The sequence below is a fragment of the Holdemania massiliensis genome (assembly GCF_022440805.1).
GTDB lineage: Bacteria > Bacillota_I > Bacilli_A > Erysipelotrichales > Erysipelotrichaceae > Holdemania > Holdemania massiliensis_A.
In genome coordinates this window covers 2,989,097-3,004,526 of the sequence record NZ_JAKNTK010000001.1, presented here as the reverse complement: position 1 = coordinate 3,004,526, position 15,430 = coordinate 2,989,097, and the positions used below count along the sequence as shown (strand labels likewise).

At 45.8% G+C, this 15,430-nt stretch carries 16 protein-coding genes and 3 tRNA genes; 10 read left to right on the top strand and 9 right to left on the bottom strand.

Annotated features, from left to right (window positions below):
- Window positions 1-22: 22 nt before the first annotated feature.
- Both MCG46_RS13985 and MCG46_RS13980 read right to left on the bottom strand, forming a co-directional pair.
- Window positions 23-454 carry an NfeD family protein gene (locus MCG46_RS13985; RefSeq protein WP_240280522.1) on the bottom strand — a complete coding sequence of 144 codons (432 nt, stop codon included), beginning with the start codon at window positions 452-454 and terminating at the stop codon, window positions 23-25.
- 14 nt (window positions 455-468) lie between these two features.
- Window positions 469-834 carry a hypothetical protein gene (locus tag MCG46_RS13980; protein ID WP_020224318.1) on the bottom strand — a complete coding sequence of 122 codons (366 nt, stop codon included), beginning with the start codon at window positions 832-834 and terminating at the stop codon, window positions 469-471.
- Between the two features lie 151 nt (window positions 835-985).
- On the opposite strand from MCG46_RS13980, the gene MCG46_RS13975 reads away from it, so the two are divergent.
- The 3 genes from MCG46_RS13975 to MCG46_RS13965 are packed head-to-tail and all read left to right on the top strand — an operon-like array spanning window position 986 to window position 4,283.
- Window positions 986-1,744 (top strand): alpha/beta fold hydrolase, encoded by a 759-nt coding sequence (locus MCG46_RS13975; RefSeq protein WP_240280521.1) that lies wholly within the window; start codon window positions 986-988, stop codon window positions 1,742-1,744.
- Window position 1,745: 1 nt separating this feature from the next.
- A complete protein-coding gene (locus MCG46_RS13970; RefSeq protein ID WP_240280520.1) occupies window positions 1,746-3,353 on the top strand; it encodes a Mur ligase family protein in 1,608 nt (535 codons plus the stop codon).
- 12 nt (window positions 3,354-3,365) lie between these two features.
- Window positions 3,366-4,283, top strand: a complete 918-nt coding sequence (locus tag MCG46_RS13965) for a N(4)-(beta-N-acetylglucosaminyl)-L-asparaginase (protein WP_240280519.1) — start codon at window positions 3,366-3,368, stop codon at window positions 4,281-4,283.
- Window positions 4,284-4,931: 648 nt separating this feature from the next.
- On the opposite strand, the gene MCG46_RS13960 is transcribed toward MCG46_RS13965, so the two are convergent.
- Entirely contained in the window at window positions 4,932-6,197 is a 1,266-nt protein-coding gene (locus tag MCG46_RS13960) for an AI-2E family transporter (RefSeq protein ID WP_240280518.1), read from the bottom strand.
- 178 nt (window positions 6,198-6,375) lie between these two features.
- Here MCG46_RS13960 and MCG46_RS13955 point away from each other — a divergent pair, with 178 nt between their 5' ends.
- Entirely contained in the window at window positions 6,376-7,611 is a 1,236-nt protein-coding gene (locus MCG46_RS13955) for a D-alanine--D-alanine ligase family protein (protein WP_240280517.1), read from the top strand.
- A gap of 261 nt (window positions 7,612-7,872) precedes the next feature.
- On the opposite strand, the gene MCG46_RS13950 is transcribed toward MCG46_RS13955, so the two are convergent.
- Together MCG46_RS13950 and MCG46_RS13945 are read right to left on the bottom strand one after the other, a co-directional pair.
- A complete protein-coding gene (locus MCG46_RS13950; protein ID WP_240280516.1) occupies window positions 7,873-8,802 on the bottom strand; it encodes a ComEC/Rec2 family competence protein in 930 nt (309 codons plus the stop codon).
- Window positions 8,803-9,090: 288 nt separating this feature from the next.
- On the bottom strand, window positions 9,091-9,732 hold the full coding sequence (locus tag MCG46_RS13945; RefSeq protein WP_240280515.1) for a DsbA family oxidoreductase: 642 nt from the start codon (window positions 9,730-9,732) through the stop codon (window positions 9,091-9,093).
- Between the two features lie 151 nt (window positions 9,733-9,883).
- On the opposite strand from MCG46_RS13945, the gene deoD reads away from it, so the two are divergent.
- The 4 genes from deoD to MCG46_RS13925 all read left to right on the top strand — a co-directional run bounded on the left by deoD (window position 9,884) and on the right by MCG46_RS13925 (window position 12,558).
- Window positions 9,884-10,594, top strand: a complete 711-nt coding sequence (deoD, locus tag MCG46_RS13940; RefSeq protein ID WP_020224310.1) for a purine-nucleoside phosphorylase — start codon at window positions 9,884-9,886, stop codon at window positions 10,592-10,594.
- A gap of 132 nt (window positions 10,595-10,726) precedes the next feature.
- A complete protein-coding gene (locus tag MCG46_RS13935; protein ID WP_020224309.1) occupies window positions 10,727-11,473 on the top strand; it encodes a hypothetical protein in 747 nt (248 codons plus the stop codon).
- Window positions 11,452-12,294 carry a hypothetical protein gene (locus tag MCG46_RS13930; RefSeq protein WP_240280514.1) on the top strand — a complete coding sequence of 281 codons (843 nt, stop codon included), beginning with the start codon at window positions 11,452-11,454 and terminating at the stop codon, window positions 12,292-12,294. The genes MCG46_RS13935 and MCG46_RS13930 overlap by 22 nt, the downstream gene beginning before the upstream one ends.
- Before the next feature lie 72 nt (window positions 12,295-12,366).
- Entirely contained in the window at window positions 12,367-12,558 is a 192-nt protein-coding gene (locus MCG46_RS13925) for a hypothetical protein (protein WP_020224307.1), read from the top strand.
- Window positions 12,559-12,900: 342 nt separating this feature from the next.
- On the opposite strand, the gene MCG46_RS13920 is transcribed toward MCG46_RS13925, so the two are convergent.
- Complete coding sequence (locus MCG46_RS13920; protein WP_240280513.1) at window positions 12,901-13,095, bottom strand: hypothetical protein; 195 nt, start codon at window positions 13,093-13,095, stop codon at window positions 12,901-12,903.
- Between the two features lie 98 nt (window positions 13,096-13,193).
- Here MCG46_RS13920 and MCG46_RS13915 point away from each other — a divergent pair, with 98 nt between their 5' ends.
- Both MCG46_RS13915 and MCG46_RS13910 read left to right on the top strand, forming a co-directional pair.
- The gene (locus MCG46_RS13915; RefSeq protein ID WP_240280512.1) at window positions 13,194-14,180 is read left to right on the top strand and encodes a LolA family protein; all 987 of its coding nucleotides are present in this window, start codon (window positions 13,194-13,196) and stop codon (window positions 14,178-14,180) included.
- A gap of 2 nt (window positions 14,181-14,182) precedes the next feature.
- Window positions 14,183-14,524 (top strand): type II toxin-antitoxin system PemK/MazF family toxin, encoded by a 342-nt coding sequence (locus tag MCG46_RS13910; protein ID WP_275891044.1) that lies wholly within the window; start codon window positions 14,183-14,185, stop codon window positions 14,522-14,524.
- 336 nt (window positions 14,525-14,860) lie between these two features.
- Here the strand turns inward: MCG46_RS13910 and MCG46_RS13905 are convergent.
- The 3 genes from MCG46_RS13905 to MCG46_RS13895 form a co-directional block, all read right to left on the bottom strand.
- A tRNA-Gly gene (locus MCG46_RS13905) sits at window positions 14,861-14,934 on the bottom strand.
- A 5-nt stretch (window positions 14,935-14,939) separates the two neighbouring features.
- A tRNA-Asp gene (locus MCG46_RS13900) sits at window positions 14,940-15,015 on the bottom strand.
- Window positions 15,016-15,047: 32 nt separating this feature from the next.
- Window positions 15,048-15,138, bottom strand: a tRNA-Ser gene (locus MCG46_RS13895).
- Window positions 15,139-15,430 lie beyond the last annotated feature (292 nt).

Genomic DNA, 15,430 nt, shown 5'->3' with positions numbered 1-15,430 from the left:
ATTTCCTTTCTCGACTGAGTATTCAGTCTTCTAATTTTTTCACGAGGAGTTTTGCCCCCTCGATCGCAACAATTTCGACCAAGGAACCGCCGCCAATCGGATGTCCGTCAACGCTGGCTGCGTTCCAGACGACACCGTTCACCTTGAGTTCCCCCCAGGCTTCCCCGGTAATGTCTTTCAGCAGCTGGACATGCCGGCCAATCACACGATCGGCGTTTGTGGCCACAATGTTGCCGCGCAGATACTGCGAGGCCATCGGTCGGATCATCGCCAGACAGACAAGCGATGCCGCAAAGAAGATGACAACCTGCCAGATGAATGCCAGATTCAGCGCCAGTGCAACTAAGGCAAACAACGCTCCGACACAGAACCAGATACTGACAAGGCTGGTCGCGGTCGCCAGTTCAACAATTAAAGCCCCCAAGAATACTAAAATCCATAAACCGAAATACATTTTTCCTCACCTCCTTATACGGGATTGTTCAGATCAATAATCAGCATTTTTTCGCGTTCATCAAACTGTGCGGGAACTTTAATCCCGTTGCATTCGATGCCTGTCAGCTGGGCGATTTCCTCAATCAGCGCTTTGTTGCTGATGCGGGCATATCCCTTTCCCATGGATACTTTATGCAGCTGCTCCAGCGGGATGAGTTTTAAATCTACTTCTCGCTTGGTTACGGGGCGGATCGCAACTTTCCGTTCTTCTCGGTCCAGTCCGATACAGCACCATCGAATATCTTCAAAATAGGCAGCCGCTACGTTGTTCAGTGTGAAATTGTTCGGATACAAGGTCACTAACATCGTGTAGGCGTTGCCCTTAACCCACTCAAACATGACTTCGATCTCCTTTCTTTTACATGTCTCTATTATACGCTGAATCCTCAAAATCTTCAATATCTTATTTTACTTATTCTGAATATTATTTTTGTACTTTCCAAGCTTGTGAAGATTGCATATAATAAAGTAGAAACAATGGAGGATTTTTATGCCGCAAATAAAAATTAACGGACTGAATATCGAAGTTGCGACAGAAGGGCAGGGCCGCGATGTCGTGCTTTTGCATGGGTGGCGGCAGCGCATGATCATGATGGAACCTGCTTATAACCATCTGAAGAAGCATTTCCGGGTTTTTAATTTCGATTTTCCTGGCTTTGGTCAAAGCGATGAACCGCCAGCTGCCTGGGGCGTACTGGAATATCGAGAATTTCTGGAGGCCTTTTGTCAGTCTTTTGACATCCAGGATCCGATTCTCATCGGCCATTCCTTCGGCTGCCGGGTGGCGATCCATTACGCTGCAAAAAATCCTGTGCATAAAATGGTGCTGACGGGCGCCGCGGGAATTCGGCCGAAGCAGAGCTGGCAGGCAAAAATAAAAATTGCGGGTTATAAGGCAGCAAAAAAAGCAATTTCAATGACAGGCAACGAAGCCATGCTGGAAGAATTTAAGCGCAAATCCGGATCTGATGATTACCGCAATGCGACCGGCGTCATGCGTGAAACCTTCGTTAAAGTTGTCAACGATGACGTCAGCGATATGCTGGAAGACATTACAGTTCCAGTCTTATTAGTATGGGGTGAAAACGACGAAGCTGCACCACTTTGGATGGGGAAACAAATGGAAGCGAAGATGAAAAATGCCGGACTGGCAATTTTTGAAGGTGACGATCATTTCGCTTATTTTAACCAGAGCGCCCGGTTTAACCGGTGTTTGGATGTCTTTTTAAAGGAAGACTGGGAGGATTGACATGGATTTTTTACGACAGATTCAGGATTTGTTAGAAAAAGTGCTGTTTACAGCACTGCTTTTGTGTATGATGGTCATTCCCTGGAAACATGCCCTGCATATGTTCCAGCAAAACCGCTATGAGCCTGGCCGCTATATTCAATGGGGAAAAGATCAGCTGAAAATATGGAAGCACTGGCTGTTTCCTGTGTTGATCATTGTATTGGCGCTGGGGTGCATCATCATTCCGGATTATCGTCTGGGCAAAATCGCCACAGTGTGGCTGGCGGTCTTGATCGGCGGCGTGATGCTGTATTTGGAAAAGAAGAAAAACTATATCAAACCTCTGGCGATGACAGCGCGGGTTAAGCGTCAGATTGCAGTGATGTTTATATTGAACTGTCTTTGGTTAATCCCAGCTGTGATGTTCACTGATTATCCCATCTGGGTTGTCTGGGTGGTTGCGGCCTGCTGGATCAACTGGCTTTTCATTTTTCCGATGGCCTGGATTACCAGCCCGTTTGAGAAGCTGATAAAAAAGCACTATATGAAATTGGCAAAGGATATTTTAAAGAAACATGACCAGCTGATTAAGATCGGGATCACTGGCAGCTATGGCAAGACTTCTTCTAAAAATATTCTGCAGCAGATTCTTTCTGAGAAATTCTACTCCTTGCCGACTCCCGCATCCTTCAATACACCGATGGGCATTACGATTACAATTCGTCAGCAGCTGAAACCCACGCATGAAGTTTTCATCTGCGAAATGGGAGCGGATCATGTGGGTGATATCGAACAGCTGATGGATTTTGTTCAGCCGCAGATTGGCTTGGTCACTTCAATTGGGCCGCAGCATTTGAATACTTTCGGTTCTCAGGAGAATATCATCACAGAGAAAATGAAGATGATCGAGAAGCTGCCGGTTACGGGTTTCGGAGTATTGAATAAGGATAACGAGTTGATTCGGAACTACTATATTAAAAATAAATGCCCGATTGCCTGGTATGGGATTGAGCAAACGGATGTGGATTACCGCGCTGTGAATATCAGTTTTGGTCCGCAGGGGTCAACGTTTGATATTCATACTCGGGAAGGCGCCGATATTCCGTTTAAAACTCGTCTTTTGGGAGAACACAATATTGCCAATATCTTGGCCGCGGTTGCTGTTGGCCGGCACTTGGGTGTAAGTTGGGAGCAGCTCCAGAGTGCAGTGGCACAGGTGCGTTATGTTGAACATCGCCTGGAAGTTAAAAAGATCAATGGTTATACCTTTATTGATGATGCGTTTAACTCCAATCCGGTAGGTTCTGCGATGTCCTTGCAGGTATTAAAGACGATGCCGGGAACGCGGTTTATCGTAACTCCGGGCATGATCGATTTAGGATCGCGCCAACATGAGATCAACAAGGAGTTTGGTATGAAGATGAAGGATTGTGCAGACGAAGTGATTCTGGTAGGCAAGCGGCAGACTGAGCCGATTGTCGAGGGCTTGCAGGCATGTGGTTTTGATATGGCTCATGTGCATGTCGTAGCGACAGTCAAGGAAGCGTTTGCTTTGGTTTACCAAAAAGCGGCTTATACCGACACGATTCTGTTGGAGAATGATTTGCCGGATGCGTTTAATCAATAGGGGCAGAAAAGGATGAAGTGGACTGTAATTGCAACCTGGAAAATGGCTGCAGAAGGGGTTAAGCTGGCAGAAACAGCGTTGCGGGAAGCAGGAACGGCTGAGATAGCTTTGACAACTGTAATTACGACCGTAGAGAATGATCCTCGCTTTCATTCGGTTGGTTATTCAGGTTTGCCCAATCAAGCAGGCGTGGTTCAGCTGGATGGGGGATATATGGATGGAGACACGTTATCAGTCGGAGCGGTTGGTTGTGTTGAAAATGTAGCGTCAGCCTTCACTTTGGCGAAGCAGTGTGCTGACTATCAGTTTAATAATTTTCTGGTTGGTGAGGGCGCTCGGCAATATGCGATTCAATCTGGGTTAGAAATGAAGGAATTGTTAACGCCAGAAGCGCAGATGATCTATGAGCAGCGAAAAGCGCAGCCAGAGCCCTTGTCCAGCTATAAAGGACATGATACAGTGGGTGTTTGTTGTTTGGATAGCCGAGGAACGCTAGCTTCCGGAACTTCAACATCGGGCTTATTTATGAAGATGCCGGGGCGTGTGGGTGATTCTCCGATTTGCGGAAGTGGTTTCTATGCAGACAGCGATATTGGAGCCGCGGCAGCGACTGGAGTTGGCGAGGAAATTATGAAAGGCTGTCTGAGCTATGAAGTAGTACGCAGAATGCAGCAGGGGCAGGAGCCCCAAGAGGCAGCCTCAACTTTAGTTGCAGAATTTACCCAAAAGTTGATTCGTAAGCGTGGACAAGCTGAGGCGATTTCCTTAATCTGTGTAGATAAAGATGGCCGCTGGGGTGTAGGAACCAATATCAAATTTGCCTTTGTTGTTAGCGATCAGGATCATTCTGCAAAGGTCTATGTTGCCGAACCGACATCGAAGGGGTGTGTAATTCGACCTTGGAATGTCACAGACCAAGATGTAGATTAGTTAGAAAAAGTAGCAAAGCCTGTTTTCATATTAAAATGAAGACAGGCTTTTTTCGATGTATATTATATTCTCAAATGAGATAAGAAATGGTTAGCTGCTAAGCAATACTGATTTGTAAATTAACAGAGATAAATGGATTAATCTTAATGCAAGAAACCGCTGAGCGATGCGATCGGAGAAGTCCATAGGCAAGTATAGCGGGATGAATTTCAATCGACGCATCGCATGAGCGATGCGACCCAACAAAAGTGCAAGTTTTAGATATTTACGCTATTTCAATCCACGCACCGCGTGAGCGATGCGACGTAATAGAAACTGGTGATTCTATCGTCGTGGAATTTCAATCCACGCACCGCGTGAGCGATGCGACTATTAGACCGATACAAACTCTGGGTAAATTGCTATTTCAATCCACGCACCGCGTGAGCGATGCGACAGTTAATAAGAAACTAAAAGGTACCCATATGATTCTTATCGTATCTCTATCATAACTAAACATCGTTGTACTTGCAATACTTTCTTCATTTTTCACATATTTCTGGTGCGAACCTCTCTGGGATTTCATGTTCACCTCAGGTTCGCACTGGATTAAAGTGTAAAAAGCAAGGCTTCTGAAAGGCCTTGCAGTAAAATTCTGATATTTAAAGTTTAATTGATTTCATCCTCAGCTGTAGGCGAAGCTTCTTCTTTTACCATTGACTTTACAGTTAGTAAACCCGACTCATCTAGAACCTGTCCTTTTTTACGCATCCGACTATTAACGAATTCACCTAATAAAGTGTAAAGTACGGCCGTTGCTGGAACGGCAATTAACATGCCAAATAATCCCAATAACCCACCAAACACCACGATGGAAAGCAAAACCCAAATTCCCGGAAGTCCTACTGAGTTTCCTACAACTCGGGGATAAATCAGATTGTTTTCAAACTGCTGAACAATTTGGAAGTAAATCATGAAAAACAAGGACATCCACGGATTGATCGCAAAGATAAGAACGCAGCCGAAAGCCATGCCAAGCATTGCTCCGAACATGGGAACAATACTGGTGACTCCGATTACGGTGCTGATTAACAGCGCATAAGGCATCTTGAATAGTGTCATGGAAACGTAGTACAACATTGCTAAAATGCAAGCCTCCAGCAGCTGCCCTGAAATAAAGTTTGAAAATGTCTGGTTTGTTTTTCTACCTAAGGTTAAAACTCGATTGGCAGCTGATAACGGAAGCAAGGCTCCGATCAGTTTTTTCAGCTGACGGATAAATTTTTCTTTGCTGGAAAGCAAATAAAGACTTAACATAAAACCCATAACCCAGTTGCTTAATCCGACAGTGATCGCCGAGATGTTGTTAATCACGGTCATGCCTGTACCGCCAACCCAGTTGGTAGCGGTTTGGAGAAGTTTATCGGCACTTAATCCAAGCTGATCTAAAGTAGCCTGCATTTTCACGGTATCCAAATCCCACTCAATGTTTTCCAAATGCAGACTGGCTAATAAGCTGTTGATATTTTCCACAATGTTGCCTAAATAAACAACGCAGTTGTTGAACAACTGAACGATGGAAGCAATCAGCTGTGGGAAAATAATACTCGACAAAACAAATAGGACAGCCAACGCTAAAAGCAAAGTCAGAAAAATTGAAATGCCCCGCACTTTTGGTTCTTGCTGAGGTTTTGCTTTTTTGTTATGCGGCAGAGCCTGAATCAACTTGATTAATCCTTTTTCGATCGCTTTCATCGGCTGATTTAATACGAAGGCGATGCCGATGGCATAAAACAAGGGAGTTAACAGATGAAACAAGCGGCTGAGAACACTCATCAGATCCTGAAAGTGTAACATCGCAAAAAGTAGCAGTACAATATACGTGGACAGCCACATCCAAGGCTTGATCTTTTTTAAGATATCTTTAGGAATCATAATCTTATCCTTTCCATCAATAAATCACGGTTAGTTATAGATTATAATGATTAAGCTTAAAATACAAGGTCAACCTGATGAAAATCTGATATAATAAACAAGGATTTCCTGGAAATCAAGGAAATGGAGGACCCCTTCCGGCATACAGTAAGAAGAGGTCAGATTAGGAGAGTGAAGTATGAAAATTCGTGTTGGAATAGTTTTCGGCGGTGAATCCGTCGAGCATGAGGTCAGCGTGATTTCTGCTCTGCAGGGCATCGAAGCTCTGGATAAAGAACGTTATGAAGTAATTCCGTTATATGTATCAAAACAGCGGGATTTTTATTCATCCCCGGCATTATTGGATATCGAAAACTATAAAGATCTTAACGAACTCATTCAAAAAGCAACGCCGGTTGTTCTGGTGAAAAAAGGCAAGGAAGTAATTGTTGAACCTATAAAAAAAGGCCTGTTCACCAAGCCGATCGGCACTGTTGATGTGATTGTTCCGATCATGCACGGAACCAATGGTGAGGATGGAACAATTCAGGGATATTTGGAGATGCTGAAGATTCCATATGCTGGATGCGATGTCATCGGTGCGGCCGTGGGCCAGGATAAAGCAGTGATGAAGCATATTCTGCAGAACAGCGGCCTTCCGGTCTGTCCATGGCTGTGGCTTTATGGACATGAATTTGCACAAAAACAAGATGAGATTTTAGCTAAAGTTCATGAACTGGGCTATCCGGTTGTCATGAAACCGGCGTGTCTGGGATCTTCGGTGGGGATAACGATTGCCCATAATGATGAAGAATTCATTGCCGGTGTTGAGGATGCCCGGCAGTATGATAACAAAATCGTAGTCGAACAGATGGTTAAAAATCTGCGGGAGATCAACTGTTCCGTTTTGGGTAGCTGTTTTGACTGCCAGGCCAGCGTGCTTGAAGAAGTCGGCAAACAGGACGAGATTATGAGCTTTAAGGATAAGTATTTAGGACAGTCTGCCGCAAAGGGCGGTTCTAAGTGCGGATCCAAGGGAGGAGCCAAGAGTGCTGAGGGCGGGATGGCCAATGCGGCGCGCATCGTGCCAGCTCCAGTGGATGAAGCAACGACGGAAAAAATCCGAAATTTGGCAATCGAAACGTTCAAAGTGTTAGGCGCCAGCGGTGTCTGCCGCATTGATTTTATGATGGATGGAGATTCCGGGGCAATTTATGTGAATGAAATCAATACCATTCCAGGCTCTTTGGCTTACTATCTGTGGCAGCCGGTAGGAGTCAGTTTCACTCAGCTGATGGATGCCCTGGTCGCTCAGGCGATTGATCGGCAGCGCAGACGGGAGAAAATGATCTTTTCCTACGAAACAAACTTGCTTGCCAGCTACAGTGCAAATAAGAAAAGCGGCGGCACCAAAGGAACCAAAGGCACAAAGTAGAGCAGCTCCGGCATGCTGAATCGTTTCTCTTCCAAGAAAAATCTCGATGTCGGTTCAAATACTTTTAAATAAAATTGGATTTTAAGCCGGTTTTCTAAAAGAAATTCATTAATAAAAGTCAGGAAATCAGTAAAAAACAGTTTGATTCTTGCTGCTTGATTTTGTTAAGCAGACAGGCAAACTGTTTTCTTTATGCTGAAATTTGAGAATGGAAATGCTTGTTTTCGAATAGAACAATCCGGAAACAGCTGGCGTAAAGACTTAGTTATGAATCGTATAATGAACCCCATCACTTTCAATCAGAATGGTCCCTAACTGATCTGTACGGTAAACAGAGAATCCCAGCTTTTCATACCGTTTTAAAACATCTTCAGAAGGCAGACGATAATCGTTGTTTAAGCCGACTGAGATAATTACATCCTGGGGATTGACCGCTTCCAAAAACGCCTGGGTGGAAGAAGTATCAGAACCATGATGAGGAGCTTTAAGGATGTCGGCTTGAACGGGTGCGTAGCTGTCCAGGATATCCTTTTCTGATTTGGCCTGCATATCACCGGTGAATAAAATGGAAGTTTGGCCATGAACATAGCGCAGGACCAGAGAGGAGTTGTTAACTTCAGAGTAGTCTTCACTTAATGGTCCCAAGACAACAAATTGATCCTCGCCTAAAGAAAACGTATCCCCAGGTTGGGGGTGGATCAGGGGCGTCTGGGTTGTTTCAATGGCCTGAATCACATCTTTATACGATTTGGATTCCAGCGTACGCTTTGGAAGCATGACCGTATCGACGTCAAAGGAATACAATACGGCGTCCAATGAGCCGATGTGATCCTCATGCGCGTGCGTACCGATCGCGTATTTCAGGTGTGTGACGCCCTGCTGCTGAAGATAATCGGTGACCAGCTTGGCATCAGCGTTGTTTCCTGCATCGATCATCATCGCTTCCTCCCCGGACTGAATCAGAATCGCATCCGCTTGCCCGACATCAATAAAATGAACAGTCAGGGCTGAATTGACCTGGGTATGAACTGGGGAAGGTGTGTTTTTGAATGGGGAGGCAGATTCAGGAAGCAGCTGCGGACTGAAATATCCCAAACCTGCTAAAAGGATCGCTCCGATTAAAGAACCCCATGTGAGCGGCGTTCTCTTTTTAGATCGCTGTACTGAACGTCTGCGTGTTGTTTTTCTCATGAATCTTCTCTTCTCCTTTTTCTTGCCTGTCGCCTAAGATCAGACGAATTATTTTCATGGATGCAAGGCTGTAAGCAGTTCTTTGTAAAAATTGTTGATAAAAGAACTGAGTCTTATTATCTCGAAAAATTCTAGGAACAACAAGTCTTGTTTTTTTAGACAGCAGAGCAGAAGAAATTCAAAAAACAGCCCTCGGTTTAATCTGTGAACGCTGTTTTATGAAGAACTCAGAATTTGTTTGGTTTATTGAAAATCATGCTGATCGTGGGTAAAGAGAAGGCAAAACACTTATTTCGCAGCTGGCCCGCAGCCTTCCGAAGTACAGACCATCCCTGCCATTGTTTTCTCAGCCTGATCCAAAATGATTGTCCGCCATTCCTGCGGTGTGTGATATCCCCGAATTTCTTCGTCATGGATTCGATAAGTCGGAATTCCTTGGATCCCCAGTTCCGCCTTGGCTTCCCAATCCCGATCGACTTCGGACTGGTAAGTTCCTGCTTCCAGAGCCTTTAAAAACGCTGCCCCATCCAATCCCAGCTGATCCATAATTTCTCGCAGTACCGCAGGATTGCCGATATCTTTCTGCTGCTGATAGAAAACATCGAAGGTCAGTTTTACATAATCCAACCCTTTTCCAGCCTGTTTAGCGAAATAATAACCCTGAAAGGCATCGGTTGTATAAGGATGCGGAGAAATCATGGGCAAATTCATTTCCACGCCCAGGCTTTCCGCCATCGGTTTCAGCACTTCATCAAACCGTTTTAAACGCTTTTCATCATGCATCGGATCAACTTTGGGAGTCGGAAACCGCCGCAGCTCATAAGGATGGAAATCCAGTTCAACATCGAGATCGGCCATGGCCTGAGATAAGGAGTAAAGCCCGACATAACAAAACGGACAGACAAAATCAGAATAGACAGAAATTTTCATAACGCGCCTTCTTTCTGTTCTGATCATACTCAACCGTTACTCAGTTGTCAATACAGCCGCCTGTTCGACTCCTTTTTCTGAACAAACTCATCATCGCTTCCTGAGTCTAAACATGGTATAATATTTCTGGAAAATAAGGAGGAACTCAACTATGTCAACACCGCACAACAGTGCCGAAAAAGGGCAGATCGCCAAAACTGTTCTGATGCCGGGGGATCCCCTGCGCGCAAAATTCATCGCTGAAACATTTCTGGAGAATCCTGTCCAGTTCAATGCCGTCCGCAATATGTTCGGCTATACCGGAACTTATAAAGGAAAGACGATTTCGGTAATGGGCAGCGGCATGGGAATGCCGAGTATTGGAATTTATTCCTATGAGCTGTTCAGCCAATACGGTGTCGAAAACATCATTCGTATCGGTTCCGCAGGCGCCTATTCACCCGATTTGAAGGTCTTTGATGTCGTCCTGGCGGACAGTGCCTACAGTGAATCCAGCTATGCTAAAGTACAGAGCGGCTATGATCAGGATAAAACCTATCCATCGCAGACGCTGAACCAGCGGATCAAAGATGCGGCAGAAAAACTGGGAATGCCGCTGCATATCGGCTGCATCCACTCCAGCGACGTTTTTTATCGCGAAGGCGGCAACGATTACATTCAGGAACTGACGGAGGTTCATCACTGTCTGGCTGTTGAAATGGAGAGCTTTGCGCTGTTCCACAATGCTCAGGTCTTAGGCAAAAACGCAGCCTGTTTGATCACGGTATCCGATTCATTCGTGACCTCGGAAGTGACAACCCCAGAGCAGCGTCAGACATCCTTCACCAAGATGATGGAAATTGCTTTGGAAGCTGCAGAATAATCAAATCCTTAAATTGATAAGCAAGAACCGGGAAACTCAAAACCGGTTTTTCTTTTTGTTCCATTTGGGCAAGTTCCCGGTCCCCTGAAGATCCATCTCATAGTCTAGGTTGAAGACGAAAGGGGCTGGATTATGGAAATCTGTGTTATTAAGTTTGGGGGAACCTCGCTGAAAGAGGAAGCTGCCCGCAATCGAGCTGTTCGCCTGATCCGTCGTCTGATTCCGGAAATGAAAGTGATTGCGGTGGTTTCTGCGATGGGGCGCTATCCCGATCCCTATGCAACGGATACACTGATGTCCCTGGCTAAATATCTGACCCCTCAGCAGCGCGATCGGCTGGTTTCGGCAGGGGAGATGATTAGCACGTTGGTCATCAATTCTCTGTGCCGGCAGAATGGAATTCTCAGCGATACGCTCAGTACGCAGGAATTGGGGATCATCACTAATGATCACTATGGTGAAGCGGAAGTGCTGACGGTCACGACGGGGAAGCTGCTGGAAAAGCTCGATCACTGCGATTGTCTGATTGTTCCAGGCTATCAGGGGATCACACTCGATCATGAAATCACGACGCTGGGACGAGGCGGCAGTGATTATACGGCGATGCTTCTGGCCCAAGCATTAGGTCTGAAGGATGTCTATATCTTAACGGATGTCAGCGGAATTTATGATGCGGATCCTAAACTTAATCCCGAAGCGCGACATTGGGATAAGGTTGATTACGATCAGATGCTGCACATGATTGATGCCGGAGCCCGCGTAATGCAGCGGCAGAGTATTCTGTTTGCCCGTGAACACCGATTGCGTGTCTGGGTGGGCTCCTCGCTGCAGGTTGGAAAGGGAACTTGGATTCAGCTATGCGAAGACTGCGAACATTAGTGGTTACGGATAAGCCGGCGCAGCTTAGCCGGCTGATTGATGCATGCACGGTATTGGGATGCCCGTGCAGTTTGAATTGGGCAAGCAGTCAGAAAGGGCTAAGGCCTTTAACCTTGGCGGAAGGACAGATCCGGCCTCAACCGTTGAACCGGATACTTTTTGAGCGGGCTGAACTGATTGTGATTTTGCCGCCCTGCCGCGACAATGACAAAATAATTCAACAATACAAACACGGGAAGGCTAAACTGGTGAGTGCGCAGTATACGGAAAATCTGCCTTGTCAGTTAGGACTGGAAAACGGGCCCTTGCGGCAGATCCAACTACCACTGCCGGAAGTTTGGATGATTGCGACGGCGCTGCAGCCTTTGATCCAGCTGTCGATTTTGACGCAAGTGGAGGTCTGCACAGAAAGACAAGAGAAAAAACTGAAAAACCAGCCTGTGAAGTTGGCTTCCTGTCTGCAAACACAGCTGGAAAGGCTGCTTCCTGAAATAAAGATCAATATAAGAAAGGCTCAGCTCTGGGAAGGGGAGTCGTATGTGGAAGCCGTTCTGATCCTTATCCTGAATCGATCCCTTACTGCTGAGCAGCTTTGCAGATTATTGCAGCAGCCGGACCATTCCTTAGTGCTTGCGTCTGAGAAAATACTGGATCATTTCCAGAATGCCCGTCAGGAAACACGAATATTGATTGATCAAATACAAAAGGGGAAGAATGATAGACAGTGGCATCTGCGGCTGACCTCAGATCCGCTGCAAGCCTGTCAAATCGCTGCCATTGCCAGACAGATTTCAACGGCAGCCCAACTGAAGAATTCCTGAAACTTTCAACATCCATCTTGGCAAGGATCAGGAAACTCGCTATAATGAACACGCAGAACAGGAGGCTGAGAAATGAAAACAATCATTTTTGTCCGGGACATGAAAACCGAGGATCAGGCAGACCGAATTCGAGCGGCTCTGGATGATACTCGCGTAGAATATAAAGTTGCGCTGGAAAGCGGTGCCGTGGTCATCGAGGGCTCTAACGATTTGGTGTACGCCGCAAAAACTGCGATCCGGGAAGCCGGTTTTACGATTCAATAAGAATCAGTGAGGATTCTTCCACCTCGATCAGTGGAAAGAGGAATCACAAAAACAAAATGAATGGCAGTGGCGGGTAAAGAGAAATTGGTATCCCCCCCACGGACATGAAGTCAATCAACGCATTGAAGGATGGGATCGTACTCTGTTCAATGATCGTGGATTGAAACACTAAACAAATGGCAGAGCGTTTCCCAGCGCTCTTTTCTTTTACCTCAAACATTAACATCACTTTCTTTAATGAGACTGGCTGCGATGCTTTATTCTTCGGTCAGTTATATGCCGGATAAAAAAATCTGAATCAGGCGGCTGTCGCTTTCAATCAGAAAAAAAGAAAGTAGAAACTTAATCTCTATCTGTGGAGAACCATAAAATATTGATCATTCCGCAGGCGGAAAATATAACCTTTACCATCACGGCAAGACTGGGTGAGTGCAGCGAAAGACTGGCGATCAGATCCAGATTAAAGATCCCGTCCAGACCGTATAACAGACAGGCAATAATGGACAGGAATAGAGCTAGATTGAGAATTCGTTTCATACACAATTCCTCCTATTACAGAATAGCGAACCTTTGCGGATTTATGCATGAACCGACACAAAAGCGCATACCTTGTGTTGAAAAGGAAAGGTGGAATTATGAAGAAGAAAGTCGCAGTGATCGTTGGGGTCCTTTTGTTGGTTGTCGCGTTATTTCTTGTGCTGAAACCCAGCTCATTTGAGAAGAAGGCGGACAAAACCATGCAGAAGCTGACCAGCTACAAGCTGGAAGGGAATATGGAAATTTCCAGCGGCGAAGAATTCAAGAACTACGCGATTACATCCTCATGGATGAAGGAGGGCGAAGACGAGTACTTTAAGGTCAGCATGATTGATAAGTCGCTGAACCAGGAACAGATTATTCTTAAGAATAAAGAAGGTGTCTTTGTTGTTACTCCTTCATTGAACCAGGTTTTTAAGTTCCAAGGCGAATGGCCGATGAACTCGCCGAAGCCTTATCTGCTTCAGACGATGATGGAAGTCCTGAAGAATGACCATCAGACGAAAAAAGAAAAGGATGGGATTCTGATCAGCGCCGAGGCTAAGTATCCAAGTGCCGCTCAGCTCGTCCGCCAGGAAATTAAGTTCAACAAAGACACGAAGCCATTATATCTGATTGCTTATGATGCAAACAACGCTCCGGCATTAACCATGGAATTTACGGCGGTCAGTTATAATGAAGGCTTTGAAGCTGGCTATTTTGATACGCCGAAGAGCTCGATTGAAACACCGACCAGCAGCTATACGGGGCTGATTGAATTGCCGCTGTATCCGATGACCGTTTTTGATTCTAAGTTAGTCGCATCCACGGTTTCCTCAGTTAATGGTCAGCCGCAGCACATTCTGGAATTCAGCGGTGATCGGGATTTCACGGTTGTGCAGACAGAAAGGGCGCCAAGTCAGGAACTGACTGTCACGGAAGTGAACGGCGATCTGGTTGAAGGGTTAGGACTGGTCGGATACTATGACGGAAATCGGCTTACAATCACCAACAGTCAGGTTGAGTATTCCGTATACTCCAACGATCTGACACCGCAGGAGATGATGCAGGTTGTGGAAAGCATGCAAGTATCGGTCATGAAATAATGATGGTGCGCCGAGGGGATGTGTATTATGCGGACCTGGCGGGGAGTATCGGAAGTGAACAGGGCGGATTGCGGCCGGTGGTGGTTATTCAGAATGACAAAGGGAATCGATTTTCGCCAACTTTGATTGTGGCGCCGATATCCAGCCGGCTGACTAAGCCGCCAATTCCGACTCATGTAATTCTGCCGGCCGATTCCTTAGAAAAGGCGTCGATCGTACTGCTGGAACAGATTCGGACGATTGATAAGCAGCGATTAGGACAATGGGTTTGCACATTAGACCGAAAGACCTTACAGGCGATTGATGAAGCTTTGTGCGTCAGTCTGGGGTTAGAGTTCATATAAAAGGAAAGACCGCCATGTCACAGCGGCCTTTTTTTTGTAGGGTGTTTCAAAATTTTGATTCGCGCGTTCAGGTATTTTCGGCAGTGGCTGCGGTTTTCTCTTGCGATGGGCTTAGGCCGCGAAAGTCAGAACAGAGGGCTGGTGGAGGGGAGGAGTGCGGGGGAAAGTCCTAAGAGGTGTTTCGAAGCGCAGGGGGAGCGGGTGAGATCGCTGACCTTGCCATGAATTGGGAACAGGGAGAGAGGCCCGGAGACTTTTGTAATTCGAGATTGCGAAACAGGGAGCGGAAAGTATAAAAAAATGACCTTGATTGGATCAAGGTCATTGATATCGCAATGGAGCAGGTGAAGGGAATCGAACCCTCGTGTCAACCATGGCAAGGTTGCGTTCTACCATTGAACTACACCTGCGATAATGGCGGTCCGGACGGGACTTGAACCCGCGATCTCCTCCGTGACAGGGAGGCATGTTAACCACTACACCACCAGACCAATATCGTTGTTTCGGCGCGCGCACTGTAATGTGGCGAAGAAGGCGGGATTTGAACCCGCGCGCCGCTTTCGCGACCTATGCCCTTAGCAGGGGCACCTCTTCAGCCTCTTGAGTACTTCTTCACTTGGTAACTCACAGCGCTTTTATATACTATCATGAAGAAGTACATTTGACAAGTCTTTTTTTAAAAAAATTTGAAAAAAACAAAAAAAGTAGAGATTGTCCAAATCGGACGCTTCTGCTGGACTTGAGAAGGACCCAGAATCCTGTAAATTTCAAAGCAGTTGGAAGAATTTAAAATTTTTTTATTTTTTTGTGGGGCTTTTTTCAAAAATGCGCAATATTATAAGTGTAGGGATAATAACTCTGAGGAGGTGACAATATTTATCTTACTTGTCGGATCTTATTAAAAAC

Excerpts from the sequence above, each read along its gene's own strand:
- MCG46_RS13985 (WP_240280522.1), bottom strand. The coding sequence starts at position 454 with ATGTATTTCGGTTTATGGATTTTAGTATTCTTGGGGGCTTTAATTGTT.
- MCG46_RS13980 (WP_020224318.1), bottom strand. The coding sequence starts at position 834 with ATGTTTGAGTGGGTTAAGGGCAACGCCTACACGATGTTAGTGACCTTG.
- MCG46_RS13975 (WP_240280521.1), top strand. The coding sequence starts at position 986 with ATGCCGCAAATAAAAATTAACGGACTGAATATCGAAGTTGCGACAGAA.
- MCG46_RS13970 (WP_240280520.1), top strand. The coding sequence starts at position 1,746 with ATGGATTTTTTACGACAGATTCAGGATTTGTTAGAAAAAGTGCTGTTT.
- MCG46_RS13965 (WP_240280519.1), top strand. The coding sequence starts at position 3,366 with ATGAAGTGGACTGTAATTGCAACCTGGAAAATGGCTGCAGAAGGGGTT.
- MCG46_RS13960 (WP_240280518.1), bottom strand. The coding sequence starts at position 6,197 with ATGATTCCTAAAGATATCTTAAAAAAGATCAAGCCTTGGATGTGGCTG.
- MCG46_RS13955 (WP_240280517.1), top strand. The coding sequence starts at position 6,376 with ATGAAAATTCGTGTTGGAATAGTTTTCGGCGGTGAATCCGTCGAGCAT.
- MCG46_RS13950 (WP_240280516.1), bottom strand. The coding sequence starts at position 8,802 with ATGAGAAAAACAACACGCAGACGTTCAGTACAGCGATCTAAAAAGAGA.
- MCG46_RS13945 (WP_240280515.1), bottom strand. The coding sequence starts at position 9,732 with ATGAAAATTTCTGTCTATTCTGATTTTGTCTGTCCGTTTTGTTATGTC.
- deoD (WP_020224310.1), top strand. The coding sequence starts at position 9,884 with ATGTCAACACCGCACAACAGTGCCGAAAAAGGGCAGATCGCCAAAACT.
- MCG46_RS13935 (WP_020224309.1), top strand. The coding sequence starts at position 10,727 with ATGGAAATCTGTGTTATTAAGTTTGGGGGAACCTCGCTGAAAGAGGAA.
- MCG46_RS13930 (WP_240280514.1), top strand. The coding sequence starts at position 11,452 with ATGCGAAGACTGCGAACATTAGTGGTTACGGATAAGCCGGCGCAGCTT.
- MCG46_RS13925 (WP_020224307.1), top strand. The coding sequence starts at position 12,367 with ATGAAAACAATCATTTTTGTCCGGGACATGAAAACCGAGGATCAGGCA.
- MCG46_RS13920 (WP_240280513.1), bottom strand. The coding sequence starts at position 13,095 with ATGAAACGAATTCTCAATCTAGCTCTATTCCTGTCCATTATTGCCTGT.
- MCG46_RS13915 (WP_240280512.1), top strand. The coding sequence starts at position 13,194 with ATGAAGAAGAAAGTCGCAGTGATCGTTGGGGTCCTTTTGTTGGTTGTC.
- MCG46_RS13910 (WP_275891044.1), top strand. The coding sequence starts at position 14,183 with ATGGTGCGCCGAGGGGATGTGTATTATGCGGACCTGGCGGGGAGTATC.